The organism is Vibrio sp. 10N.286.51.B11, from assembly GCF_041469245.1.
In the GTDB taxonomy this organism is placed as follows: Bacteria; Pseudomonadota; Gammaproteobacteria; order Enterobacterales; family Vibrionaceae; genus Vibrio; species Vibrio crassostreae_C.
The window spans coordinates 38,787-64,124 of sequence record NZ_JBFRKI010000001.1; the positions used below are offsets into that span (position 1 = coordinate 38,787).

18 protein-coding genes, 2 pseudogenes and 1 riboswitch are annotated in these 25,338 nt (G+C 43.0%); of the genes and pseudogenes, 14 read left to right on the plus strand and 6 right to left on the minus strand.

All coding sequences use genetic code 11. The features are described 5' to 3' along the window. The first annotated feature begins 499 nt into the window (after positions 1-499). The 6 genes from AB4154_RS00160 (at position 500) to AB4154_RS00185 (ending at position 7,937) form a co-directional block, all read left to right on the plus strand. On the plus strand, positions 500-727 hold the full coding sequence (locus tag AB4154_RS00160; protein ID WP_372121903.1) for a hypothetical protein: 228 nt from the start codon (positions 500-502) through the stop codon (positions 725-727). Between the two features lie 215 nt (positions 728-942). Continuing rightward, positions 943-2,379, plus strand: coding sequence for a TolC family protein (locus tag AB4154_RS00165; protein ID WP_017059718.1), 1,437 nt, complete (start codon positions 943-945; stop codon positions 2,377-2,379). A 3-nt stretch (positions 2,380-2,382) separates the two neighbouring features. Beyond that, positions 2,383-3,357, plus strand: coding sequence for an HlyD family secretion protein (locus tag AB4154_RS00170; RefSeq protein WP_017070946.1), 975 nt, complete (start codon positions 2,383-2,385; stop codon positions 3,355-3,357). 7 nt (positions 3,358-3,364) lie between these two features. Then, positions 3,365-4,666, plus strand: coding sequence for an ABC transporter permease (locus AB4154_RS00175; RefSeq protein WP_065583586.1), 1,302 nt, complete (start codon positions 3,365-3,367; stop codon positions 4,664-4,666). Further along, positions 4,663-5,835, plus strand: coding sequence for an ABC transporter permease (locus AB4154_RS00180; RefSeq protein WP_102320370.1), 1,173 nt, complete (start codon positions 4,663-4,665; stop codon positions 5,833-5,835). Before AB4154_RS00175 ends, AB4154_RS00180 begins: the two co-directional genes overlap by 4 nt. Positions 5,836-6,395: 560 nt before the next feature. Further along, positions 6,396-7,937: a sodium:alanine symporter family protein gene (locus tag AB4154_RS00185; RefSeq protein WP_017059723.1), complete on the plus strand. Its 1,542-nt coding sequence runs from the start codon at positions 6,396-6,398 to the stop codon at positions 7,935-7,937. Between the two features lie 143 nt (positions 7,938-8,080). On the opposite strand, the gene AB4154_RS00190 is transcribed toward AB4154_RS00185, so the two are convergent. Both AB4154_RS00190 and AB4154_RS00195 read right to left on the minus strand, forming a co-directional pair. After that, positions 8,081-8,308 carry a hypothetical protein gene (locus AB4154_RS00190; RefSeq protein WP_065584878.1) on the minus strand — a complete coding sequence of 76 codons (228 nt, stop codon included), beginning with the start codon at positions 8,306-8,308 and terminating at the stop codon, positions 8,081-8,083. 322 nt (positions 8,309-8,630) lie between these two features. Next, complete coding sequence (locus AB4154_RS00195) at positions 8,631-9,365, minus strand: chromosome partitioning protein ParA (RefSeq protein ID WP_372121905.1); 735 nt, start codon at positions 9,363-9,365, stop codon at positions 8,631-8,633. A gap of 609 nt (positions 9,366-9,974) precedes the next feature. Beyond that, positions 9,975-10,094, plus strand: a riboswitch (glycine riboswitch). 128 nt (positions 10,095-10,222) lie between these two features. Between AB4154_RS00195 and AB4154_RS00200 the strand changes: the two genes are divergently transcribed. The 4 genes from AB4154_RS00200 (at position 10,223) to AB4154_RS00215 (ending at position 15,286) form a co-directional block, all read left to right on the plus strand. After that, a complete protein-coding gene (locus tag AB4154_RS00200; RefSeq protein ID WP_017059726.1) occupies positions 10,223-11,593 on the plus strand; it encodes a sodium:alanine symporter family protein in 1,371 nt (456 codons plus the stop codon). 386 nt (positions 11,594-11,979) lie between these two features. After that, the gene (locus AB4154_RS00205; RefSeq protein ID WP_017066273.1) at positions 11,980-12,792 is read left to right on the plus strand and encodes a winged helix-turn-helix domain-containing protein; all 813 of its coding nucleotides are present in this window, start codon (positions 11,980-11,982) and stop codon (positions 12,790-12,792) included. After that, positions 12,789-13,250 (plus strand): hypothetical protein, encoded by a 462-nt coding sequence (locus tag AB4154_RS00210; protein WP_017059728.1) that lies wholly within the window; start codon positions 12,789-12,791, stop codon positions 13,248-13,250. The genes AB4154_RS00205 and AB4154_RS00210 overlap by 4 nt, the downstream gene beginning before the upstream one ends. Before the next feature lie 560 nt (positions 13,251-13,810). Then, on the plus strand, positions 13,811-15,286 hold the full coding sequence (locus tag AB4154_RS00215; RefSeq protein ID WP_017063796.1) for an aerolysin family beta-barrel pore-forming toxin: 1,476 nt from the start codon (positions 13,811-13,813) through the stop codon (positions 15,284-15,286). A 106-nt stretch (positions 15,287-15,392) separates the two neighbouring features. Here AB4154_RS00215 and AB4154_RS00220 read toward each other — a convergent pair whose 3' ends face one another. After that, a complete protein-coding gene (locus AB4154_RS00220) occupies positions 15,393-16,028 on the minus strand; it encodes a LysE family translocator (RefSeq protein ID WP_017058961.1) in 636 nt (211 codons plus the stop codon). 296 nt (positions 16,029-16,324) lie between these two features. Here AB4154_RS00220 and AB4154_RS00225 point away from each other — a divergent pair, with 296 nt between their 5' ends. Next, the gene (locus tag AB4154_RS00225) at positions 16,325-17,797 is read left to right on the plus strand and encodes a carboxypeptidase M32 (RefSeq protein WP_372121907.1); all 1,473 of its coding nucleotides are present in this window, start codon (positions 16,325-16,327) and stop codon (positions 17,795-17,797) included. Between the two features lie 330 nt (positions 17,798-18,127). Next, a complete protein-coding gene (locus AB4154_RS00230; RefSeq protein ID WP_017069525.1) occupies positions 18,128-19,039 on the plus strand; it encodes a LysR family transcriptional regulator in 912 nt (303 codons plus the stop codon). 529 nt (positions 19,040-19,568) lie between these two features. Here AB4154_RS00230 and AB4154_RS00235 read toward each other — a convergent pair. Beyond that, the gene (locus AB4154_RS00235; protein ID WP_017063787.1) at positions 19,569-19,847 is read right to left on the minus strand and encodes a hypothetical protein; all 279 of its coding nucleotides are present in this window, start codon (positions 19,845-19,847) and stop codon (positions 19,569-19,571) included. 391 nt (positions 19,848-20,238) lie between these two features. On the opposite strand from AB4154_RS00235, the pseudogene AB4154_RS00240 reads away from it, so the two are divergent. After that, a pseudogene (locus tag AB4154_RS00240) lies at positions 20,239-20,508 on the plus strand (carboxypeptidase M32); the annotation flags it as partial. Positions 20,509-20,769: 261 nt separating this feature from the next. Here the strand turns inward: AB4154_RS00240 and AB4154_RS00245 are convergent. After that, a pseudogene (locus AB4154_RS00245) lies at positions 20,770-21,932 on the minus strand (dipeptidase). 337 nt (positions 21,933-22,269) lie between these two features. Further along, on the minus strand, positions 22,270-23,823 hold the full coding sequence (locus AB4154_RS00250; protein WP_017062426.1) for an amidohydrolase family protein: 1,554 nt from the start codon (positions 23,821-23,823) through the stop codon (positions 22,270-22,272). 290 nt (positions 23,824-24,113) lie between these two features. Between AB4154_RS00250 and AB4154_RS00255 the strand changes: the two genes are divergently transcribed. Continuing rightward, positions 24,114-24,956, plus strand: a complete 843-nt coding sequence (locus AB4154_RS00255; RefSeq protein WP_136974981.1) for a hypothetical protein — start codon at positions 24,114-24,116, stop codon at positions 24,954-24,956. Positions 24,957-25,338 lie beyond the last annotated feature (382 nt).

The following is a 25,338-nucleotide window of genomic DNA, read 5'->3' on the forward strand; positions in this document are numbered from 1 at the left end:
ATAATCCTTTACGTTGTTCATCTCGATTAATCGTTCATTTTTAGGACTGATTAGCTTAAAAACCAAAATAAACGAATAAATATTGAGCTAGATCACTAAGATTTTAGGTGTTTTTTAGGTTGTTTAAAATAAATACAATTATAATGGTTGCATATGAAGAAGTTTATTGTTGCTAAGCCATAGGTCATGATTTTCAGACCGCGCTTTGAATCGAAACTTCGATTAACAAAATAGCAACAACCCTTCGCTCGCTGGACGTATCTATAACTAAAAGTTGCACGCTCGCCGTTACGAATGATGAACAAACGGATTAAGTATTCTCCCCTATTCATCCATCGCTATTTCAAACTCGGCTAGCCAGACAACGAAGAGGTGACTGATAAAAGCATCACCCAATAATAAAACATTGATGAGCAGGAAGTATCGATCAGTGGCAACGTCCAATAGAAACAGGATAACAAACATAACGTATAAACATTGTTGAAAAGGAAACAAGGCAATGAAACGCGATAACTTTGGAATTTGTCTTACTAAGACTATGCTGTTCAAACACTTACAATCGACTTTTACTCACGTAAGAGCCTATGAGAAAGATGGCACCTCCTCACTCGATCTCAAGGTATTGTTAGCATTCCCGCAAATGTCAGGGAGAGATTTATTACAAACAATGCAAGGTTCAAGACAATTGGAATGGCGCGCCGATCACCATTGTCCTAGCTTTAAATAAGCCACTTCATTTTGTAAAAACACTTCTATACTGAACTTAAAGAGCACGCTTATGCGTGCTTTTTAAGTTTCATTTATCTTTGATATTCACGTCACTCAATCTTATTTACACTTGATTAACGAGTTATGAAAATTTCTATTCATATGAGACAATCTATTCAAGACAAATGACTATCGCCCTGTTAACATTAGAGTTAATACTCTAATTGGTATTTAATGCAGATGACCAAACCAAAATTCCGATACCTTGCGATCGCCAGTATGCTTCTCGGCACTATGGCTTCGCCAGGCTATGCAGCTCCGCTCACTTTTTCTGAAGCGTGGCAAATATTGCAAGAAAACAACAACTCACTTGCGGCTCAACAAGCCAACGTTGAACGTTATCAACACCTTCAGAACTCAACAAGTAGCCTTAATCTACCTTCTATTACCTTAGGGGCTAACTACACGCACCTTGATAGTGATGTGACGATTAATGGTGAACAGTTCGGTGACAGCTTAAGCGGCGTAAATCCAGCATTTGCTCCCTTCTTAGCTCAGTTAGGTGGCATCACCTCTACCATTACCGAACAAGACATCTTTAGCTCTTCCATTCGTGCTGTGTGGCCTATCTTCACTGGTGGTCGAATAACCGCTGCGCAAAATGCCGCTGAAGGTAAAAGCGAAGAAGCGCAAAGCCAACTGTTGATGGAGAAACAAGCTCGCTACGAAGACTTAAGTAAGTATTACTTCTCGGTGATCTTAGCGGAAGACGTGGTGAGAACGCGTCAAGCCGTTGAAGCAGGCTTAACTCAGCATCGTGATTTCGCCATCAAGCTTGAACAGCAAGGACAAATCGCCCGAGTAGAACGCCTACAAGCCGATGCTTCTTTAGATAAAGCGATTGTAGAGCGCACGAAAGCTCAGAACGATCTTAAAATTGCGCAATTGGCGTTGACCCAAATCCTTGGTCAAAATGAAAGTGTAGAACCCTCTGAACAACTGTTTATCAATAAGAACCTGCCTCATATGGACGTGTTCATTGACCAGACACTCATGACCTACCCCGGCCTTAAGATTCTTGATGCAAAAGAGAAACAAGCAAGCAGCTTAATTAAAGCCGAGAAAGGTAAATACTACCCAGAGGTTTACCTTTATGGTGATTACAGCCTGTATGAAGATGACTCTCTAGCCAGTGAAATGAAACCCGATTGGTTGGTTGGCATTGGTGTGAATGTGCCACTGCTTGATACCTCTGGCCGTTCCGACAAAGTCGCTGCGGCTCACAGTGCCGTATCACAGGTTCAATTCCTTAAGTCACAAGCTAAGCAAGACTTAACCGTGTTGGTACAAAAGACTTACCTTGAAGCAAACCAAGCGATTGAAGAGGTTCAAGGCCTAAACTCGAGCTTGTCTTTAGCTCAGGAAAACCTATTACTTCGTAAAAAAGCCTTCACACAAGGGTTATCTAACTCATTAGAAGTGGTTGATGCCGAGCTTTATCTTGCGAGCATTAAAACCCAGCAATCTGCTGCTCGCTTCAAATACCTAATCTCTCTCAACAAGCTGTTAGCGCTAACCAGCGAAATGAATGCTTACTCCAGTTACTTAACCTCCTCTGTTCCGTCTGATTTCGACTCAAAAACAGACACCGTTAGCCAGTCAAAAGGATAATTCATGAAACCTATTAAGCCCCTTCTTCTATCTTTAGTTGGTATCGGCGTTATTGGCTGGGTCGGATACAGTTTCTATCAAGCTTATCAACCTCAGCCGGTTAAGCTTCAAGGTCAAATCGATGTGCAGCAATACAGCATCTCATCGAAAGTACCTGGCAGAATTGATGAAATATTCGTGCGCAAAGGCGATTCGGTTGAAAAAGGCGAATTGATCTTCTCTCTACTAAGCCCTGAGATTGATGCGAAGCTAGAGCAAGCAAAAGCTGGTCAGAAAGCCGCTGGTGCATTAGCACAAGAAGCAGAGAATGGCGCGCGTACTCAACAGATCCAAGCGGCTAAAGACCAATGGTTGAAAGCCAAAGCAGCTGCCGATCTGATGGACAAAACCTACCAACGTGTAAACAACCTTTACAATGATGGTGTGGTTGCCGAGCAGAAGCGTGATGAAGCCAAAACACAGTGGCAAGCGGCGAAGTACACCGAAAGCGCTGCATTCCAAATGTATCAATTAGCGCAAGAAGGTGCGCGTGACGAAACCAAAGTGGCCGCCGCTCAAAAAGCGTTAATGGCAGCGGGTGCGGTAGCGGAAGTTGAAGCTTACGCAAAAGACACACAGATCCACAGCTGGTTTAATGGCGAAGTCTCTCAGGTTCTATTGAGCAGTGGAGAACTTGCACCACAAGGCTTCCCTGTTGTGACTGTTATCGACACCAAGGATGCTTGGGCTGTGCTCAATGTTCGTGAAGACATGCTTAAGCATTTCGAGAAAGGCAGCCAGTTTGAGGCGTACCTACCGGCTCTGGATAAATCATTAACTTTCCAAGTAACTCACATCGCCGTAATGGGTGATTTCGCAACTTGGCGCTCAACAGACGCAGCACAAGGCTTCGATTTACGTACTTTTGAAGTAGAAGCACACCCTGTCGATACGAGCGAAACACTGCGTATGGGCATGAGCCTAGTGGTTGAGCTTTAGGTGACTTATGTCTGCTAACTCTCAATATACTGGATCGCAATCTAGAGGCTCGCAATCAACTGAGCATCATAGAGCGAAGAATACCTTGCTTCGGCAGTGGGCGATTGTCCGCAAAGACAAATGGTTGTTGTCTTGCCTAACTTGGATTCCTTTGCTGCTTGCTGCCAGTATCTGGCTGATTTTTTCACAAGGGATCGCTCGTGACTTACCGGTCGCAGTTGTCGACCTTGAGCACAGTCAAATCTCGCAACAGTTCACACGCCTTGTTGATGCGTCACCAACGCTGCAAGTCACTCAGAAATACAGCTCTGCGAGTGATGCGGCGAAAGCGATGATCGAACGTGATATCTATGGTTATGTTGTGATACCAAGGCACTTCGACCGAGACCTTCTGCTCGGCTTGAATCCGCAAGTGTCTGTATTCTATAACAGCCAATTTATCTTAATCGGTAAGCTGGTGAACTCTGCCTTGCTGCAGGCTCAAGGGACTTTTAACGCGCAACTTGAAGTCGTGAAACAGCTGTCACACGGTGATACCACGGTGCAATCCGCATTAGGCCAAGCAGTAACGGTACAAAGCCAGATCACGCCGCTGTTCAACAAGAACACCAGTTATGCACAGTTCTTGGTGTCTGCGGTTATTCCTGCACTGTGGCAGATCATGATTGTGGTGGGCACGATATTGGTTTTGACGGCGAACGTTAGAGCTCGTGGGCTTCACGCTTGGTTATCCAACGCCCCTATGAAGTCACTCGCATCAACATTAACGCCCTACCTTGTCTTGTTTTTGATGTTTGGTATCGCGTTTAGTTTTTGGTTCTATGTGCTCTTAGACTGGCCATTTAACGGCAGCTTTGTGGCATTGACTATTGCCCAACTGCTAACCGTGATCAGTTGTATCATTATGGGTTGTTTGTTTTTCTTCTTAACACTTGATCCAGCAAGGGCGATGAGTTTCGCTGGCGCATTTACGGCACCAAGCTTTGCGTTCATGGGTATTACCTTTCCAGTAACAGACATGAATACAGCTGCTCAAATTTGGAGAAGCTTATTGCCCGTGAGTCATTACATCGAAGTACAAACGGCGCAGTCTAGTTATGGTGTGAGCGCAGCACAGTCTTTGATCAGCCTCTCTTCTATGTTGTGGTATGCAGTTCCTGCTTTCGTGGTAATGTTGCTAATTAAGAAACACTTGGCGCAATCAACTCTAACTGCACAAGCAGATCCATCTACAAAAGCAGCTATATCTGCAAAAACAACGCCGTCAACACAGCCAGAAGCATCAGCACAACAAGGAGTAAAACGATGAGCTTTACTCAACTGCTCAAGCAAGAACTCTTAGCGGTATTGCGCAACCCTGTCGTGCTTCTTACGGTATTTGGTGGTGTGGTCTTCTATTCCTTCTTGTATCCATTGCCTTACGCGAACCAAGTTCCTCAACAACTGAAAGCTTCGGTTGTGAACTTGGATAAGAGTCAAAGCAGCTATCAATTAGAGCGTATGGTGGATGCCACCTCTCAGATCGAATTGGTCCGTCGAGACTCCACCATCGCCGATGCGAAACAAGCCGTGCTTAACCAAGAGATTGGCGGATTCCTTGTCATTCCAGAAGATTTCTACAAAGACTTGTTGCTCGGTAAGAGCCCGACACTTTCTTACGCTGGTGATGCTTCTTACTTTTTGGTCTACGGAACCATTGTTGAAGGGCTTGCCAAGGCCGGTGGTACGTTAGCTGCGCAAGTTAAGGTCAGCCATTTGTTAGTCGAAGGTGTGCCTTTAGAATCGGCAGCCAAAGGCTACAGTGCATTCAGCTTGAACCTGAAACCAACGTTTAATAGTCGCATGGGATACATCGATTACGTAGTTCCAGCCGTCTTTGTGTTGATCCTGCAACAAACCTTAGCCATGGCTTCTGGTTTAGTGGGTGCAACCCAAAACGCTCAATCGACATTTGGCTACTGGAGTAAGACCTCTCCAGCGAAACTGATGCTTGCCCGCTGTTGTACCTTAGTCGGCATTTATTACCTGTTGTCGATGTACTATTTCGGCGCTAGCTTTTCGATGTATGGGATAAACCAGCTCGCCTCAACAACACAGATCTTAACCTTACTTCTGCCCTTCTTACTGGCCAGTTGTTTGATCGGGATTTTTATTGGTGAGTTAGTGCCACGAAGAGAGCTAGTCACGGTTGTAGTGTTAATCAGTTCAATGCCACTGATCTTCTCTTCAGGTTTTATCTGGCCAGTTGAAATGATGCCCGAATGGTTAGTTCTATTATCACAGCTGTTCCCAAGCACACCGGCTATCCAAGGTTTCTTAGCACTTGATCAGATGGGTGCATCTTGGCAAGAGGTGGCATCTCAATGGACATTACTCTGGGGACAAGTTTTGTTGTGGGGTTCGTTATTGGCACTTAAGCTCTACCACAAATCCAGCAAAAGCACGGTTGGCAATAGCAATAGTGATCGAGCCGTTTAGTTTTATGTGCTATCGGAAAGTAGTCATGCTTTCCGCTCATCAAAAAAGCTCTTATAAAGGGCTTTTTTAATATCCTAAGATCCGAATACACTTTCAGCCTTAGAATGTTTATACACCTCGAAAACATATCGAATACTCGAAATCCCCTACGCGCCCTCTATGTCCCTCCAGCCCATCACTCTGAATTCTCCTTCACCCGACTCTATAGCAGCTACTGCATATGCTTTTCTCAGCATAAAAAGCATCGACTTATTCCCAAATGATGACAAAACCCGAACAACTGTAAATTTATTGTAAAAATTTCTTTGTTGGCATTATTTTTATGTATAGGATTATCAGTAGGACTTGGTAGCCCGAATGCCATAGTCTTATTGGTGCACATACCAAAAGGATATCCATACAAAGCAAGATCAGTACTTATATTTATTTCGTTTTTCGACCTAGCTACAGCCGTTTATGTTGCCGTCGAATGAAGTAGATAAACCACTGAGATATACAAATCAAATAGAAAACAAACACAACAGCAACAAACATAATTTATTAAAAAGACAGGGAAAACCATGAAAAACATACGTGAATTATTTTTTGGGTTTATATTATTGTTTAGTTCCAGTGCATTTGCAGAAGAAGGATCATTTAACCAAGCTATCAGCAACTTAAGTCAAAGTGTTGATGGTTTTTTCAACGAATACACAGGTTGGTTCGTTGGGCTGATATTTAAAAGTGTACCGATTGGTGAAGCTAACTTCCCAGTGATTGTTGGCTGGCTGTTGCTCGCTGCGATCATCTTCACTGTTTATTTTGGCTTTGTTCAATTTAAACGTGTCGGCATGGCGATAGACATTATCAAAGGTAAGTATACCGATCCTAACTCTAAAGAGGACGGCGAGGTTTCTCACTTTCAAGCGTTAACAACGGCGCTTTCTGGTACTGTCGGGCTTGGTAACATTGCCGGTGTAGGTGCTGCACTTGCGATTGGTGGCCCTGGCGCGACATTCTGGATGATCTTGTGTGGCCTTCTGGGTATGGCTTCTAAGTTCTGTGAGTGTACCTTAGGTGTGAAATACCGAACTATCCTACCTTCAGGTGTTGTTTCGGGTGGTCCAATGTACTACCTAAGCCAAGGTCTGGGTGAAAGAGGTTTAGGCGGACTAGGTAAAGTGCTCGCTATTGGTTTCGCATTAATGTGTATTTTAGGCGCATTAGGCGGCGGTAACATGTTCCAAGCTAACCAAGCACACGCCATGTTAACTTACGCATTTGATGTACCAAGTGAATACGGTGTGATCACTGGCCTTGTACTTGCCTCTTTAGTTTTCTCTGTGATTGTTGGTGGTATGCCTTCTATCGCATCGGTAACAGAAAAAGTTGTTCCTTGGATGGCTGCTCTGTATATCGGTATGGCTCTGATTGTTATCGGTTCTAACCTTGATCAAGTTGGCCCTGCGTTCAGCGCAATCTTTACAGGTGCATTTACTGGTGAAGGTGTTGTTGGTGGATTTATTGGTGCGCTAATTCAAGGCTTGAAACGTGCAACATTCTCGAACGAAGCAGGTGTAGGTTCAGCAGCTATCGCTCACTCAGCGGTTAAAACAAAAGAACCAATCACCGAAGGTCTAGTATCACTATTAGAACCGTTCGTTGATACGGTAATCATTTGTACAATGACCGCATTGGTTATCACTATCGCTGGTTTAAACGTAGGTCCATTCGATGGCTCTGGTTTAACGGGTGTAACGCTGACTGCTGCATCGTTTACTGAAACGGCAGAAGTATTCAAATACACACTCGCTCTCGCAGTAATCATGTTTGCGTTTTCTACCATGATCTCTTGGTCGTACTACGGTCTTAAAGCTTGGACTTACCTATTTGGTGAAGGCAAAACAACGGAGCTGATTTTCAAAGTGATGTTCTGTGTGTTTGTTGTTATTGGTGCCACGATTCAATTTGGTGCGGTAATCGACTTCTCTGATGCGGCTATCTTTGCGATGTCTATCTTCAACATTCTTGGTCTGTACTTCTTGATGCCAGTTGTGAAGAAAGAACTGCAATCGTTTGTTGCTCGTGTGAAATCAGGCGAAATCAAAACGTATGAGAAATAACGTTTAGTGGAATGAGGTTTTGCTCTAGTAGCTAACTGCATTCTAAGAAACGACACAGCTCTAAAAACGAAACTGTTCTAAAAATTTTTGTAAGACCCTTTGCTTGAGAAAGCGAGAACAGGACTGCAACTTTTCCAAAATCCCTACCAGCTTGGCTTGTGGGGATTTTTTATGTCTGAACGATTAGGCGAATAACTACCTTCAATGCCCTGCTCACTCTTTTCACCCTTTTCACTCTGTTCATCATCGTGTTCAACATCGACACGACGAACCAACTCTTCTACTTTGATCATCTCTTTTTGCGCTAATGGCGAGCGACAATCATCGAAACAATAAGCTATGGTGCAGTTCTCACAAAGATACTCTGGCATCACTCCATCCCTTGTCGTCAAAGCAGCCAAATGCGAACTAGCAATCGACTGCGTGTTCATCCTGAACAACACTATTATGCAGCGACTCTGAGCTGAAAATATGTATGCAAAGTCATTTAATAGACAACAAGTAACATATCATTGTGGATATACGTAACTATTCACAAATATCTAAGCAAACAATGAAAACACGCAAATAATCAATAATGAGAAAGCACCGGATCTATGCTCTCGACAAACGCAAAACGCCCACATCACGTGTGTGATGTGGGCGTTTCAATATTTAGTGCAAAACTAACGTTAGGTTGGTAAAGCCTTCGGCTTATAGACCCATCTCTTCAGTGAGAGTTTTGATCTGTTTGAGGTCCATGGTGTGGACTTCAATCATTTGTCTTATATCACTCAGTCGAGAGTTAGCGTTATCTTGCTTCTCACACGCGTCAGATTTCGCATCCCATGATGTGCCATCTAAGTAAACATCACACGCTTTCTTAAGAGAACCAAGATTCTGCTCGAGTTGATCTCTTTCTTTCTCAAGTTTTTCAAGTTCTTGAGAAATCTGTAATTCTTTTCGGAAAACTTCACGCGCACGCTCAAACAAAGTCGATTGCATGTCAGCCTGACGATTAAGTTTCTGGTTGTCTTGCTGAGTTTGCTCTAACGTTTGCTTCTGTTCATTTAGCTGTTGCTCTAACGAGTAGTTCGCCTTCTCTAAAACCGAAGACTGCTTCGCTAATTCCTGGAGCTCTTTTTGATGCTCTTCCTTTTGTTTCACTAGAGCGGCTTCTACTTTCGCATCGATTTCGGTATCAACTTTTGCCACTTTAGTTTCAACGGATGTCATCAACTGTGCTCTGCTGTCATGCAGTTCTTGATAACGAGTTTCGAGTACCTGGTAAGTGGACTCCCACTTAGAAGCCGTAACTGTAGAACCAATTAAGCCACCCAGTGCTAAACCTATAACCGCAGCAATGCCGATATAGAGCTGACTGCGCTTATCGCGTTCTTCTATAACAACCACTTCATCTTGTTCGCTTTGTCCAGATTGCTGGTTCACTAGCGGGTACTCCCAAAAATTTATTTAACGTTACGCGGTCACTGACACGAATGCCAATACTGATTGTGAAGGCTCAGTTAAACCTATCGCTCAAGCCAGAAGCACTTAAGCTTTACTAACACATTCATCCCACCTGTTTACAGGCAGGCTTAACGAGTTAACTCCGAAATCATCAAGCTGGCAGTATACAAAAGGAAACTGCTAACGATAACTATCACTACCCATTTTTGCAGTTTTTCGTTTGTCCGGTAACGAAATAGTACAAATGCCAAAGCCAATAAAAAAACAATCGCTATTAGTCGAGTCATAACTCCTCCTTGTTTCTCTATTTTATACCATTTAAATAAGCAAGTTACGTCAGAGACTCGTTGTTTGATCATTTAGTTGAACAACATTTGTGCAAACAGATATTTTGTAGCTGACATCACATTTTATATGATCTAGGATACGCCTACAGATTACCTAATTATTTAGGTAATTGTTCTGATGAAGACTGCAGGAGAGTGGTTTTTAACTAAACATTAACATTTAGTTAGGTTGACCCGCCGAAGAAGTAAATCTTTCAGGTGCTTTATGCTGGAGAAATCCAGAAAAGTGAGGACTGTCGTTGGAGGAACCTCTGGAGAGAACCGTTAGATCGGTCGCCGAAGGAGCAAGCTTAGTGCCCGTTACTTATCTATAAGTGATTCGCTAAGTGAAACTCTCAGGCAAAAGGACAGAGGAGTGGAAAGCAACAGCCTTAATTAACACAAGAATTCTATCTAGAAATCCGTATGTATTAAGTAGTGCCCCCGATCCCTGAGATCTGCACTGCCTTCCCTCTTCTCCTTAAATTTTTAATTTATTAAGGGGAATCTATGAACCACCTACAAGCTACACTACAAACCATTAACCAATTCGTTTGGGGACCACCACTGCTTATTCTGCTAGTGGGTACAGGTATCTACTTTACTTTTCGCTTAGGCTTACTCCAGTTTAGACACCTCCCAACTGCACTGAAAATGGTGTTCAGCAAAGACAAATCTGGTACGGGTGACGTATCGAGTTTCGCGGCTTTGTGTACTGCACTTTCAGCAACCATTGGTACAGGTAACATCGTTGGTGTAGCGACCGCAATCAAGATTGGTGGCCCTGGTGCCCTATTCTGGATGTGGCTTGCCGCTGTATTTGGTATGGCGACCAAGTACGCAGAATGTCTACTCGCCGTTAAATACCGCAGAACCGATAGCAATGGCGAAATGGTTGGCGGCCCAATGTACTACCTGCAATACGGTGTCGGCTCACGAATCTTAGCGGTAATGTTCGCTGTCTTCGCGCTCGGCGTTGCTTGCTTCGGTATCGGTACCTTCCCACAAGTCAACGCTATCTTGGACGCAACTCAAATCTCATTTGGCGCTTCGCGTGAGATGTCTGCTGTCGTTCTTACGATATTAGTGGCAGTGGTTACCCTTGGTGGTATCCAATCTATCGCTAAAGTGGCAGGGAAAGTTGTTCCTACTATGGCGGTTATGTACGTCGTCGCGTGTTTAAGCGTTCTGATTTCAAATGCCGACCAACTACTGAATGCCATTACCCTTGTTGTGACTTCTGCGTTTACCAACACAGCAGCAACCGGTGGTTTCTTTGGCGCGAGCATCATGCTTGCTATCCAATCAGGTATCGCTCGTGGTGTGTTCTCGAACGAATCTGGCCTAGGTAGCGCACCAATGGCTGCAGCAGCGGCTAAAACAGACTCATGTGTGAAACAAGGACTTGTCTCTATGACAGGTACCTTCTTCGACACCATCATCATCTGTACGATGACAGGTTTGGCGCTTATCTTAACGGGTGCTTGGCAGACTGATCTTTCAGGCGCTGCGATGACCACTCACGCATTCGCTGTTGGTCTGAATGCAGATACCCTTGGCCCTATGTTGGTTTCTGTTGGCTTAATCTTCTTTGCGTTTACAACAATTTTAGGTTGGAACTACTACGGTGAGCGCTGTGTTGTGTTCTTGCTAGGTACCAAAGCTGTATTGCCTTACAAGATCATCTTCATTGCGTTGGTGGCTTCTGGTGCATTCTTAAAGCTCGACATGATCTGGATAATGGCTGATATCGTGAACGGCCTAATGGCAATTCCGAACCTAATCGGGCTTATCTTGCTGCGCCACGTTGTTATCGAAGAAACCAAGCTATTCTTCAAACCGTTGACGTCTTCAAATGATTGTGAAGCAGTTAAAGCGTAAACTGAAGTGATTGAATACCAAGCCCGCATTCAACTGCGGGCTTTTTTATTTTCATCACATAGCGAAACGTCTTAAATTATTATGCAGCACATATGCCCTTATAAATAACAAGAATATTAAATCGACCACTATGCGATTTAATAAAGAAGATAGAAGACTACTAAAAAGGACACTAATAAAACCAACACTTAATTAGATATTACTTATATTTAACAGATTATGCGTTGGTGTCAGGCGTTTTGTAACAAACATATTAAATTTATTTTCGTTTCAACGACACAAAAAACCAGAAGAATAAAACATGTGACTTTAATTCATATATTAGTCAGTTTATAGTCATCTACATTGATGAGAGAGAATTATAATAAAAATAAAACGTTGGCTATATGATCAGATTCGACCCGATTAAAAACCGTATTTATAACGATGAACGTTCTATTAAAGTAGGATACCGTGAAACTCGGGTCCTGGAGTTATTACATAAAAACTCACCCGATATTGTTAACAAACAAGATATTATTAGCTTCGCTTGGGGAAACGAGTTCATAGGGGATACGTCACTAGCGAAAAGTATAAGTTTACTGCGCCAAGGGTTCGTTAGATTAGGCATCAAAGAAACCCCAATCGTCACCGTTCCTAAGGTGGGCTATCGCCTTATCGATGAGTGCGTGGTAATCGACTCCCCCATCAATAATGCAGCCACAACTCCCCTTGCTGATGCGAGCAACCTGATACCCGTCGGCAATAACGGTATTGCTATCGGTGCAGCTGTTGCAGTCGAACCTAAGCCTAACCCTAAACAAAGTTCGTCGGCTTACTTTCCCACTGCTGAAAACCGAAACAAGTTGTGCTACTTCACCACTGGCTGCTTACTGTTGGCATCAGCGTTATTGGCTTTTGCTAAGGTTAATGAGAGAAACCTCAGCGATATCAACCCCGTTAACCGGCTCAGCGAGCAATGGATAGGTCAAATACAAGTTTTCCAAGCCCCTGAAATGGCGATGACGCCAGAGCTAGAAAGCATTCTCTATCAGTATCAATGTGATTGCGTGGCGTACATTAGCGAAGAAGCGGAATATTCTGAGCTCTCTATTCTGAACAAAGCCACACGCCAGTCCGTCAACATCTTTTACACGCCAACCCAACTAGATCAAGCCAGTACCGAACTGGCCCTATTCCTAGAAAGAGGTCAATTATGATGCCAATCGTTGCGCTCATTTCTGCATTCGTTTTATTGGTTGGCATATGGAGTATCCCTTCGCCCCAACCAAAAGAAGAGCATCGCTACCAACATAGCGTGGTGGACCTGATAGTGAATGACAATGTATTACGTACCGACGGATTAACGAAAATAAGTAACAACAAGGTGCTGCACCTGATGTCCGTTCAAGACGACAACATGCCCGACCCACTTGTTCTGCGATTCAGAGGAACAGCCCGTCCTTCTCAATCACTTTTCTTTTCTATTTCTGGCACCATTGACTTAGTCTCTGTGCAAAAAATAAATAAAACAATGAATGACAGCCGATTGGCGCCTTACCTGTTAATCAACAATGACCCATTAACGGTAAAGATTGATATCTTAAGTTCGAATGATTTATTTGCCATCATTAAAACGTGTAATACAGGCCGAACGCAACTTCTGGCCAAACGATAATTAGAGATAGTTTAACCACTAGCAAAAAGTGCCCTATTATCAAGTAGCAAGCTTTTCCGATATTACACATAAAAAACGGATGGTTATTTTCATTATTTTATCAGTAATACAATTATTACAGTCTTCCTTACTTTAAGTGTTTGCATTTTAAAACCGATAGCAAAGCAAAATATTCAAGTTAGATTTTTACTCTTTGTCACTCACTACCTGCCCACCTTAAAACTACGAGTATTGTGAATGGTTATACCTGTTCTTCTAATTAACCATTCATACAAACGCCAAAAATAACGTCAAATAATGTTGACGTCTAAGCCCGAATAATGGGCCTTCATTTTTCTAAAAACGGTTTGAGCCCCATCAAACAATTTACGTTCAGTTGCATACTCTTTCACCGTAAAAACACTAATGACAATACAAGCCATTGAATTAACTGGGTAATTTAATTCAACCCTTTTCAGTATCTATCTATTTATCAACATGAAAAAGTGAACTTGTCTTGTTAACTGCACGGCACACAAAACATTATCAAAATAGAAAAATTACAAATGAGGGAATTGTTAATGATCACAGTAAACAGAAGTCTCTTAGCAACCGCAGTGTTGTCTGTTCTATCAACCGGTGTAAATGCGAAGATTTACCCAGACCAAATAGTGTTTGACCAACTTGGTGAAGATGTCTGTCGCTCTGGTTATCGTCCTATAGACCGTTATGAAGCAGAAGAGCAGAAGAGTACTTTGGTCGCTCGCATGGGCACTTGGCAGATCACCGGGTTAAAAGGAAACTGGGTAATCATGGGGCCGGGTTATCATGGCGAAATTAAGCAATCAAGCAGTGGGTCAACGTTCTGTTACCCAAACAACGACCAATCTGAAATCCCCAACTATTCCGCCAAATCGGTTCAGGAAGGCAGCGAAATCGATGTTCAGTATGAATTAGTGAACAACCGTAACGACTTTGTACGCCCATTAAGCTACTTAGCCCACAACCTAGGTTACGCTTGGGTTGGCGGTAATAACAGTCAGTACGTGGGCGAAGACATGACGATAAAGCGCTCTGGCAACAGTTGGGTAATACAAGGAAATAACAATGGCTCTTGTAGCGGCTATCGCTGTGATGAAAAAACCAAAATCACCGTCGACAATTTTGCCTACACCGTTAACGACGACAACTTTTGGCATGGTGATGTTGTCGAGTCGGATCGTGAACTAGTGAAAACGGTTTACGCGACGGCAAGAAACAACAGCAACATCGCGCAACAAGTGGTGGTAGACCTAAAAGTAGACGAATCAACAAACTGGTCGAAAACGAACAGCTACGGATTCTCACAGAGCGTTCAAACAGAGAACACCTTCAAGTGGCCTTTGGTTGGCGAAACTAAGCTCACCGTTAAGTTCGAGGCTAACCAAAGCTTCGCTGAAACAAATGGCAACTCCACTAGCGAACAAGTAACACTTCAAGCTCGTCCTATGGTTCCTGCGAATTCGGAGCTACCGATTCGAGTTGAGCTGTATCGTTCAAGCATCTCTTACCCGTACCGATTCAACGCCGATATTAGCTACGATGTTGAATTCAACGGCTTCCTTCGTTGGGGTGGCAACGCGTGGCACTCTCATCCAGATAACCGCCCGTACAAGGCTCATACCTTCACCATGGGCCGTGGCAGCAGTGAATCTGCCGACATTCGCTACCAATGGGATCACCGTTACATCCCAGGTGAAACTAAATGGTGGGATTGGGGCTGGGCGATTAAAGAAGCTGGCTTATCAAGCATGCAATACGCGACTGGCGGAAGCTTACGCCCCTTCCACTCTTACGTGTCTGGAGATTTCTACGCTGAATCTCAATTTGCAGGTACTATCGAAATTGGACAAGCAACACCAATTACTAACAATCTACGCAGCAAAAGAAGTACTGATTCCGTCAACGAATCTACTGAGCGCATTGGCGACATCGAAGTTACCACCAACTTTAACGCCGATGAGTTGAGTGACTTAGGTTTCGAAGGTGCTGAGATGAACATTAGCGTCGTTGAATAACTGCGCTGTAGAATAAGATCGGTACAAAGATCTACCAGTAATAAAGCACAAAGCCCACGACACATCGTGGGCTTTCATATATTCATGTTCAACTGAAAACGGTGAACTACACAGGCTCTTCCATCAGAAGCTTAACACCCAGCCCAACCAGCACCATGCCCGTCACACCTTCCATCCACTTCATAAAACTCGCGTTTTTGAGCAAATTTTTAGCCGAGTTAAGCGCGCCAGCCAAACCACATTGCCATACCATCGCAATCATAAAGTGTACCGAAGCCATCAACATAGATTGCAATAAAGGCGAACCTTCAGGGTTTACAAATTGAGGTAAAAAGGCCAGATAGAAAACTGCTGTTTTTGGGTTAAGAACGTTAGACAGAAAGCCTTCACGCAAAGAACGCTTTGCACTGTATGCCTGCTGAGCTTGTTCTCCGACCTTTAAACCGCCACCGTTTTTCATTAATGCTCGCAAACTGCTTAAGCCAAGCCAGATGAGGTAAACCGCACCTACCATCTTAACGGCTTGAAAGAGTTCAGCGGATTGGGCGAGGATTGCAGATATACCCACAGCAGAGAAAAACGCGTGTACATACAAGCCGCTACAAATACCAAAGCTCGTCATACAACCGTCAGCTAAGCCAGAGCGGCTAGTATTGCGAATCACCAAAGCCGTATCTAAGCCCGGCGTTAGCGTTAAAATAGTGATGGCAATTAGAAATGCCTCAAAGTTCAAAATATCCATATCATTGTCATTTTTGTTCAGCGATCTATCATCAATACCGTGTATCTGAACAATTCGCAAGCAACAATTGCCACCAGCTATACAACTCACTGATTTTGTGCACAATAGAACAGTTTGATTTGTTAAGAAATAGTAAATTCAAGGCATCGTACCGCCTCATGCTTTTCTCGCTATATCTTCGACTGCGAAGGTCGGCGTCATTAAAAAGCAAAGCCATAATCAAAGTACACGAGATGAACCTTAACGCTGACGCAGCCCTAAGGATCATTTAAAGAAACCAAATTAAGAGTAGTCAAATGAGCGCATTCAAAAAACTAGTCGAACACTCTCAAAAATGTTCACGCTTTCAACACCTAGCTTCTATTTGTGGTTGGGACCAAGCTTCAATGATGCCAGCAGGTGGTAACCAAGCTCGTAGTGAAGCGATGGCCGAGCTTTCTGTTCATATTCACGGCTTAATGACTCAACCACAGCTTGGCGATTGGATTGCAGACGCTGAAAATGAAGCGCTGAACACTGAGCAACAATCGTCACTTCGTGAAATAAAACGCCAGTGGCAACAAGCAAACCTACTTCCAGAAAAACTGGTTGAAGCGAAATCTCTATCGGGTTCAAAATGTGAACATGCGTGGCGTAGCCAACGCGGTAACAACGACTGGGTTGGATTCGAAAAGAACTGGCGTGAAGTGGTTGAGCTTTCTCGTGAAGAAGCGCAGATTCGCGCAGACGCAGCCAATCTAACGCCTTATGATGCGATGCTGGATATTTATGAACCGGGCACCAGCTCTACTTCACTTGATACCCTATTTGCAGACGTTAAAACTTGGCTTCCAAGTTTAATTGATGAAGTGATCGAAAAACAATCGAGCGAGCAATTTAACGCACCATCAGGTATCTATTCGACCGAGAAACAGAAAGCACTGGGTTTAGAAGTCATGAAGCTGCTTCAGTTCGATTTTGAACACGGCCGATTGGATGAAAGTGTTCACCCATTCTGTGGCGGCGTGCCTTCAGACGTGCGTATCACAACACGCTATGACGAAGCGGAATTCGTTCAAAGCTTAATGGGTATTGTGCATGAAACAGGCCACGCACGTTACGAACAAGGCTTACCAAAACACCTAGCAGGACAACCAGCGGGGGAAGCTCGTTCTATGGGCATTCATGAATCTCAATCTTTATTCTTCGAGATGCAAGTCGGCCGCAGCGACCCGTTCATTGGACACTTAGCGAACTTGGCTGGTCAGCAATTCTCAGGCTCAGAATTTGAGAAAGAAAACTTCCAGAAGATCTACACGCGCGTGAAGAAAGACTTCATCCGTGTCGATGCTGATGAACTCACCTACCCTGCACACGTTATCCTGCGTTACGAGATTGAGCGTGACTTGATCAACGGCAAGATCAAACACACTGACGTGCCAGAGTTATGGAATACCAAGATGCAGTCTTACCTTGGTTTAAGCACTCAAGGCAACTTCACTAACGGCTGTATGCAAGACATCCACTGGACAGACGGCGCATTTGGTTACTTCCCATCGTACACATTAGGTGCGATGTACGCGGCGCAGTTCATGGCTTCAATGAAGAAAACGGTAGATATAAACTCTGTGATTGAAAGCGGTGACCTATCCCCTATCTTCACTTGGTTAGAATCAAACATTTGGAGCAAAGGCAGCCTGCTGACCACTGATGACTTGGTGAAAGGTGCAACGGGCGAAACCTTGAATGCGCAATACTTCAAAGACCATTTGAGAAGTCGTTATCTGTAGATAAAACGCCCAACTACATTGAAGGTTTCTACTTGCAGAGCTTGCTGTGTAAGTAGAACCAAGCTGAAAAAAGCATAGTACAAGTATTGTAAGTCAAAAGTCACAATTATAGCTGAAGGGTAGCTTTGGTTCTAACTAGAAAAGGGGCACTTCTGAGTTACGAAGTGCCATCTGTGAAGGTTCTGGACATTTCCGAGTTGCGTTTTATCTAATTTAGTAAGTCATGAATTAACAGAAGTAGGGCAACTCGCTTAGTCGAGTGTCCAGTATCACTGGTGCAGATCAGTTATCATATTTTAAGTAAATCACTCTAGAAAGGAAGCGAAACCTATGAATTTTAGTTTTGAACAACTTCTCGCGTTCGTGACCGTTTATGAACAACTCTCGTTTAGCAAAGCCGCGGTCAAACTCAATAAGCACCGAACTACGATAGGGCAGGTGATTACCAACCTTGAAGACCAACTAGCGGTCAGTTTGTTTGAACGAGTGGGGCGTTCGGTAGAGCCAACTGAAGATGGTCACCTTCTTTATCACAATGCTAAATTAACCATCGAGCAAGCGCGTACTTTCGATAAATTGGCGCTAAGCCTCTCTTATGGTGGATTAGAAAGCGTCAACATCGCTTATTCTAGTGTGATTCCTCATCGCGCTTTGGTTGAAATCCGCCAGCAATTTCTTCGCGATTTTCCGCTAATGCGCGTGAACTTTTTTGTTAGGAATAAACAGGACATCAAAAGAGGCATAGATAGTGGCGAATACCATTTTGGTATCGTCAATGTGCATGACCGTCAGGCGATGTATAGCTTTGATGCTACTTTCCTTGGGCATTTCGAATTTCTCCCTTTTGTTCAAAAAGGTGGAGATCTATCTAGGTTGGAGAAAAGTGCAGTCTTGGTGGCTCTGAAAAACAGCAAACAATTTGTCTTACGATCTTTTATTGAAGAAGGTATGTCAGAGAAGATTATTTACAGCTCAGACAATGAAGCAATCGATCAACTTGCCCTAGTGATAAAGATGGTCGAAGCGGGGTTGGGTTGGGCGTTACTGCCTAAAACCTTTGCTAATACTGAGTTTGCCAATCATGCTATTGAGCCAGTTGAAGCCGATGAGATGCTAGAGGGCTTCAAGTTTGGCTTCGCGCTTTGGTGTCCACATTCCAAACAAATTGTTGATATTAAAAAGTCGTTAATCACCGTGATAAACAATTATCGCAAGCGATTTGAAGATGGTCTCCGTCGTTAACTCATAGACTCATCCAATTTTTTAACAAGGTTCAATTAGAGCCTTGTTTTCGTTTCAGTTAACTTTAAGTTCGAGTTTTGATGGATTACACCCTTTATATAGGAGTGTGAGGTATCAAGCTGACTATCTCTTCAGTCATGTCACTTTCCCTGTACCTTTAAATAATATAAAAGATATCATACAGTTTGTTGTGATTTTACCCCCAGCCCGTGAAGATAAAGTGACTAAATGGTTGATGTGATACATAGCAATTGTTCACAACTAAAGTTCATAAGGATGGATGACTTTTAGTAGGGAAAATGTTCGCATCCTAAACGATGTAGAGTATTCAATCTAAGTGATTTTGGGGCAGATCTGAGCTAGCAGGCACTTTGCAAGAAAAGCGCCACGAGTAAAGCTTCAGGCTTATGAAGCCTCTGGACATTTCCGTTTTAGCAAGATTGCCAATTAAGCAAAGCATGAATTAAAAGGATAGAAAAAGTCGCTTACGTGATTGTCAGGGATCATTAGACCACTACAACTTCAATTGTCAGTTATAACTAAAACGGCACCTAGCCTTTGAGCAAAAAACCCTATATAACTCATCCCCACCTTCATGCTCTCTTACTCGAAAGAAAAAAATACTCTTCCCTCCCTCCTCATACGCGAGAGCTAGCTCAGCATCATCTCTTATCAAACCTTCAGCTACTAAGTGAACTTCTAATGCATCGAGTGCTTTTTCTTCTAAGGCTTTATCGTGAATTGGTTTAAAACCTCCAAATGAAAGGGAAGAAAAAAAAAGAGCAAAAACAAAAAAAACAATTCGCATAACTATTCCTTTTTTATTAGTTCAATACTAATTCCAGTTTAGTAAGAAATTAAGATTGTCGCAGCAGTGAAACTAAATAGATAGCTCTCGTTTCATGCAATTAAAGTCGGAGTTCATCATTCTTATTATGGTAAATGGGTAAATTAGCTACCAAAAACAACCCTCAGACCGCCTCAAACGCTCTCAGCGAGGATTTTGGGCTTGTTCAAGGCTATGCTCATACTACCTTGTATGTGTGTGACTCTTTCAGTGCGATTTACAGAGCAAAAACTAGCGAATTCGTTTGAGTCAAGAACTGTACTCTGCCCCCACTTTTCGTACTTTGTGAGTTAAGTCGCCCCGTTAGCAAGAATTTGGACAGCCGCAACTACCTTAAAATGCAGGTCACATTCTCCACTGGACGGACGGCGCATTCGGTTACTTCCCACCTTACACATTAGGTGCGATGTACGCGGCTCAGTTCATGGCTTCAATGAAGAAAACAGTGGATGTGAACTCAGTGATTGAAAGCGGTGACCTATCCCCTATCTTCAATTGGTTAGAATCGAACATTTGGAGCAAAGGCAGCCTGCTTACTACTGATGATTTGGTGAAAGGTGCAACAGGTGAAACCTTGAATGCGCAATACTTCAAAGATCATTTGAGAAGTCGTTACCTTTAATGGAATAAATCGATAGAGGCTGATCAGTTTATTGATTCAGCCTTTTTAATCACATTTTCAAAACATACTTAGATTGATTTGAAGGTTTTATCCCTTCATCGAACTTAACAATCACGGAAGATTCTGGTACCTACTAGCACGAAATTGGACAATAACAAGTTAGGAGCAGTCATAAACTGCAGTCTCATTCGAAGCGATTAAAAAAGCACTTCTAAACGAGATGTTAGAAGTGCTAATTATTGAGTAAATTTAATAAACTTCTTATACCCAGACTTGATCAAATACTCGGTACATGTTGCCACCTAAGAACTTGCTGCAGTCTTCTTCTGAGTATCCATTTTCAAGCATGGTATCAATTAGAGCTGCAACAATTTGATATGGTGCTGGGGTAGGAAACCCTTTTGCTCCTACAGCGGCACTATAGCCACCATCAGGGAATACGTTCTGCCCCATTGGTGTTTGAATAATAGACGCTGTAAAATTGATGTTCGGGATATAGTCTGAACCGAAGCCAACGTGGTCTATACCGACTAAGTTGACCATATAATCAATATGTCGAAATAATTGTTCAGTCGTCAATATATCTGGGTTAGATGTATCCATAAAGGCAGCCACCATATTTATTGAGCAAACCCCACCGGTTGCCGCAACACCTTTAATCACAACGTCAGAAAGGCTTCTCTGATAATCGGCAATGGCTTTCGCACCTGAATGCGAAGAAATGACAGGTTGGCTACTGCGTTCAATCGCATCTAAGGAGGTTCGTTCGCCAGTATGGCTTACATCAACAGGCATACCGTATCGGTTATAAGCGTCGACAAGTTTTTTCCATATTCAGTTAGACCACGGTTCTCAATTTCGAAGCAGCCATCACCCACATCATTACGTTGATTATATGCCAATAAACAGTAACCATAGCCCATCTCACGCCATAGTCCTACGCGATCAACATCACCACCAAATATTTGAGTACCTTGGTGAGTGAAGTAAATACCCAATTTGTTTTGTTTTACCGCTTCATCAATATCTTTGGTAGTGCGGATCATCATATAGTCGTCTGGGCGTTCTTTCATTTTGCTTAGGTAGAACTGAGCGCCTTTCATAATGCCTTCAACCGAGGCATCTAACGAGTCTGCGGAAGGACATGCTGCTAGTACCTTGAATCCAGCGGCTTTGCACTTGTCCATTTCATCATGGAATTCTGGTGCTTCAGGTGAAGACCATTGAGAGGGCCAAAGACCGGAAAAAAGGCTGTCAATAGCCATAGAATCTCGAACAATTTTTTTTGCACGTTCAGATGCAGGATATTTGTGTGTTCGTTGAGGGATTTTTGAATAATCTTTTATTTCAAATTCTGGTAATTTTGGTGCACCTGACTTTGTCGCTTTATCATTACTTGGTTCGATTTCAGATTTGTTGTCCATATTTGAAATTTTCCTTAACAGTGTTAGCTTCTATAAAATATAAATATGTTGGAAGTTTGGAAGTAAAGATAGGTACGGATTTATATCAAACGGAGTGTTAAGCCCTTTGTACGCACCTTTTTATGCACCTTTTTATAAATAAACTACGCCCAATGACATGATAAAAACGTGATTTATGTCGAATATTTTTGGCAAATCTATCTAAATGTTACCTCAATTAGAAAATTCATTTAAAAGTATTATATGTGACACTTTAAGAAATTATCGAAGAGGTGAGATAAAAAAGCGATACCTGAGTATCGCTTTCTATAGTCTGATTTATCATTGATTAGGTGAATTAACGTCGAATGGCTTCGCCTGCTTTAACGTCTGTATCTAGTTGTGTGTTGTTGACAACGATTTTGCCGTTAACCAATAGCCAATGTACGCCTACGGCTGGGTGGTTAGGATCTTGGTAGGTGCCCACATCAGCGATAGTTTCTGGGTCGAATACCACGATATCTGCGTCCATATTGGTTTGGATTCGTCCTTTATTTTTCATTTGAGGGACAAAATCTTCTATTAATTGAGCTGGCATCAGTGTCATTTTACGTAGTGCTTCCGTCATCGTTAACAAGCCGCGCTCACGAACATAGACTCTGAGTACTTTAGCAAAGGTGCCATTTGATCTAGGATGAGAGAATAGATCTTTTGGTAATGGCCACTCGTCACCTGCATAATTTTCAATGTGGCCGTCTTCGTCCATATGCATCCAGAACATTTCGTCAGATTCAATCAACACATTAGGATTTAGAATCGAAGCGTCTAATAGAGCAAGATCTTTAGGGTTTTGCTCGTCTAGGAAGTGCCAGACAATAAAAGTACCAGGTTTATTTTCTTGGTAGTCTTTCAACTGTTCTTCTGTCATACGTTCTTTACCTAGCTGAAAGTTTTCAGCGGTTGAACCCATACGTTCCCGCCAGCCTTCACCAGAAAACATGGCTGCGCCAACGACAGTACTTGCTGCGCCCCAAGGGTAAGCGCCCACAGTAACATTGATTCCTTGTTCTTGAGCCTTATTGACCATAGGTAAGATGGTTTCGATATCTTTTAATGAAGTACTGTTAATATGACAAAAGTGCATATGAGCGCCAGTGATAGCGGCATTGCCCACTAATTCTTTAACGGCTTCAAACGAGCTTTGTGGCTCGGCATTGCTGGCATAGCGAACGTGAGTATAGGTTGCTACGTCTCTTTCTGCGGCTAATTCAGCCAATGCATAATATTCTTTTTGACCATGGCCCGGTGCATAGCCAGCGTTAATACCGATACCTAGGCCACCTTCATCAAGGCCTTGCTCAATCAGCTTGATGATTTTACTTTCTTGCTCAGGTGTTGCTATATCCATCTTCCAATCATTACGTGATTGAGCTTTTTGGAAATAGCCAACGGTCGCTTCGGGTTCCGTCTCACTAAATGTAGCAATACGAGCGTAAGTCCAACCAGCTGCTGCACCATAGTTTAATGGTAAGCCTTTTTCAGCTTGTCCTGCATACCAGTCACTGATAGGTAGAACACCAGATTCGAGTTCCAGCATAGTGGTAACGCCTTGCATCGCCTGCATTCTGTAGTCACCAATGTTTTGACCATGAGCGTGGACGTCGATGAATCCAGGGGCAACAACTTTACCTGTAGCGTCAATAGTTTTATCCCCAGAAATACTATCGGTCGTTATTGCTGTGATCTTATTATCTTTGATCCCGACATTAGCAACAGAATCGAAATTTGTTTCAGGGTCGATAACTCTGCCGTTCAAAATTACAACATCATAATTAGCGGCGATAACAAGTGGTGACATAAGGCCAAAGCCGACGATCGTAGCCTTTTTAATGAATGATTCTAGTGGTTTCATAATTTTATCCCGTGTGTGAGATGAACTATAAGTGTTACGTGTCAAAAATCTTAGACCAATAATTTCACGCTATCTACCTGATCCTCTTCTTTGCTCATTTTTCTCAATGATAAGACAAATCTAACGTGACAAGAGAAAGTGACTCAAAAACAATCACTTTTACGCTCATCTCACCCACAGCTATTGACTTTGCCGCTCCAGAGCTGCCCTTCTCTATAAAGGCAACTTTGACAAAATAATCCTTTATAGCTAAACGTTTTTGTACCAACGTTTTCGTCAGGGAAAAAAAAATGCCAAACCTTAAATTACGAAGCTTAAGCGCGATATTCTTCTTTGCTGTCACTCTTCCCATCGTAGTGTTAGCCGACGAGGGGCAAGATGTAGAGCAGGTAGCTAAAGAGCTAGCCAACCCAAACACAACGCTTGGCTCGATGTCCTTTAACTTGGATTGGACGAACTATCAAGGCGACTTAAATTCAGCGAACAGTCAGAACGGGTATCGCTTGAGCTTTCAACCTGTTCTCCCTGTGCCAATTGCAGAGCGAACCAACTTATTTATCAGACCAAATATACCTTTAATATTTGACCAACCCTATTACAAGGGCGATAGATTTGAAAATTCAGATGCAGGTCTCGGTGATATCGGCTTTGATGTGGCCGTTGGTCATACCTTTGAGAGCGGCATGATTGTCGTGGGGGGGATAGTGGGTACACTGCCCACCGCAACAAGCGATGAACTGGGTAACGATCAATTCTTACTCGGTCCAGAGTTTGCCTTAGCCTACGTACAAAGCTGGGGGGTTATCGGGGCGTTAATTACCCATCAATGGAACGCTGGCGGAAGCAATGACGCCGACGCGAGTATTACTGGTGGACAGTACTTCTATACCGCGAATCTAGACGATGGATGGCAAATTCAAGCGCAACCAACTTGGAGCTATAATCACGAAGCGAGCAGTGGAAATAAATTGTCATTCCCTATTGGTATTGGGTTCGCTAAGACGACTCTCATTGGTGGCAAACCCATCAAGTTTGGTCTTCAATACTGGAACTACATTGAAAGCCCTGACGCGTTTGGGATAGAGCATCAACTTCGACTGGTCATCACACCTGTTGTTGCTCTTCCTTGGTGATAACAGGTCGCAGGATAAAATTAGACATAAAAAAACCGCAGCGAACTGCTGCGGTCTTAAATTTGGCGGTGAGTGAGGAATCCGACTTATTTATTTAAGATGCTGATATATATCCATAAAAAAACTCGCAAAGAGAGCGGTAATACTTATGGTAATACTTTTAACCAAGTGTCAAATTCATAAGTTACTGCATAAATTTTTAGGCTAAGGCAACTATACTTTATCCTAACGTACTTAACCTGCTTACAACCGCCAGCTAGTAATTCAGTCTATTTCAACATAAGTATAATAGCTTCTTCAACGGCATCAGTTAGGTATTTCCAACGGTGCTGCAATAGACATGCAGGCTAAGACCCCCGATACACGGTTACTCACTTTAATC

Bases quoted from the DNA above. Each gene is read 5' to 3' on its own strand.
- AB4154_RS00230 (WP_017069525.1), top strand. From the start codon at position 18,128: ATGAATTTTAGTTTTGAACAACTTCTCGCGTTCGTGACCGTTTATGAA.
- AB4154_RS00175 (WP_065583586.1), top strand. From the start codon at position 3,365: ATGTCTGCTAACTCTCAATATACTGGATCGCAATCTAGAGGCTCGCAA.
- AB4154_RS00170 (WP_017070946.1), top strand. From the start codon at position 2,383: ATGAAACCTATTAAGCCCCTTCTTCTATCTTTAGTTGGTATCGGCGTT.
- AB4154_RS00210 (WP_017059728.1), top strand. From the start codon at position 12,789: ATGATGCCAATCGTTGCGCTCATTTCTGCATTCGTTTTATTGGTTGGC.
- AB4154_RS00180 (WP_102320370.1), top strand. From the start codon at position 4,663: ATGAGCTTTACTCAACTGCTCAAGCAAGAACTCTTAGCGGTATTGCGC.
- AB4154_RS00220 (WP_017058961.1), bottom strand. From the start codon at position 16,028: ATGGATATTTTGAACTTTGAGGCATTTCTAATTGCCATCACTATTTTA.
- AB4154_RS00165 (WP_017059718.1), top strand. From the start codon at position 943: ATGCAGATGACCAAACCAAAATTCCGATACCTTGCGATCGCCAGTATG.
- AB4154_RS00215 (WP_017063796.1), top strand. From the start codon at position 13,811: ATGATCACAGTAAACAGAAGTCTCTTAGCAACCGCAGTGTTGTCTGTT.
- AB4154_RS00160 (WP_372121903.1), top strand. From the start codon at position 500: ATGAAACGCGATAACTTTGGAATTTGTCTTACTAAGACTATGCTGTTC.
- AB4154_RS00205 (WP_017066273.1), top strand. From the start codon at position 11,980: ATGATCAGATTCGACCCGATTAAAAACCGTATTTATAACGATGAACGT.
- AB4154_RS00235 (WP_017063787.1), bottom strand. From the start codon at position 19,847: ATGCGAATTGTTTTTTTTGTTTTTGCTCTTTTTTTTTCTTCCCTTTCA.
- AB4154_RS00225 (WP_372121907.1), top strand. From the start codon at position 16,325: ATGAGCGCATTCAAAAAACTAGTCGAACACTCTCAAAAATGTTCACGC.
- AB4154_RS00255 (WP_136974981.1), top strand. From the start codon at position 24,114: ATGCCAAACCTTAAATTACGAAGCTTAAGCGCGATATTCTTCTTTGCT.
- AB4154_RS00190 (WP_065584878.1), bottom strand. From the start codon at position 8,308: ATGCCAGAGTATCTTTGTGAGAACTGCACCATAGCTTATTGTTTCGAT.
- AB4154_RS00250 (WP_017062426.1), bottom strand. From the start codon at position 23,823: ATGAAACCACTAGAATCATTCATTAAAAAGGCTACGATCGTCGGCTTT.
- AB4154_RS00185 (WP_017059723.1), top strand. From the start codon at position 6,396: ATGAAAAACATACGTGAATTATTTTTTGGGTTTATATTATTGTTTAGT.
- AB4154_RS00200 (WP_017059726.1), top strand. From the start codon at position 10,223: ATGAACCACCTACAAGCTACACTACAAACCATTAACCAATTCGTTTGG.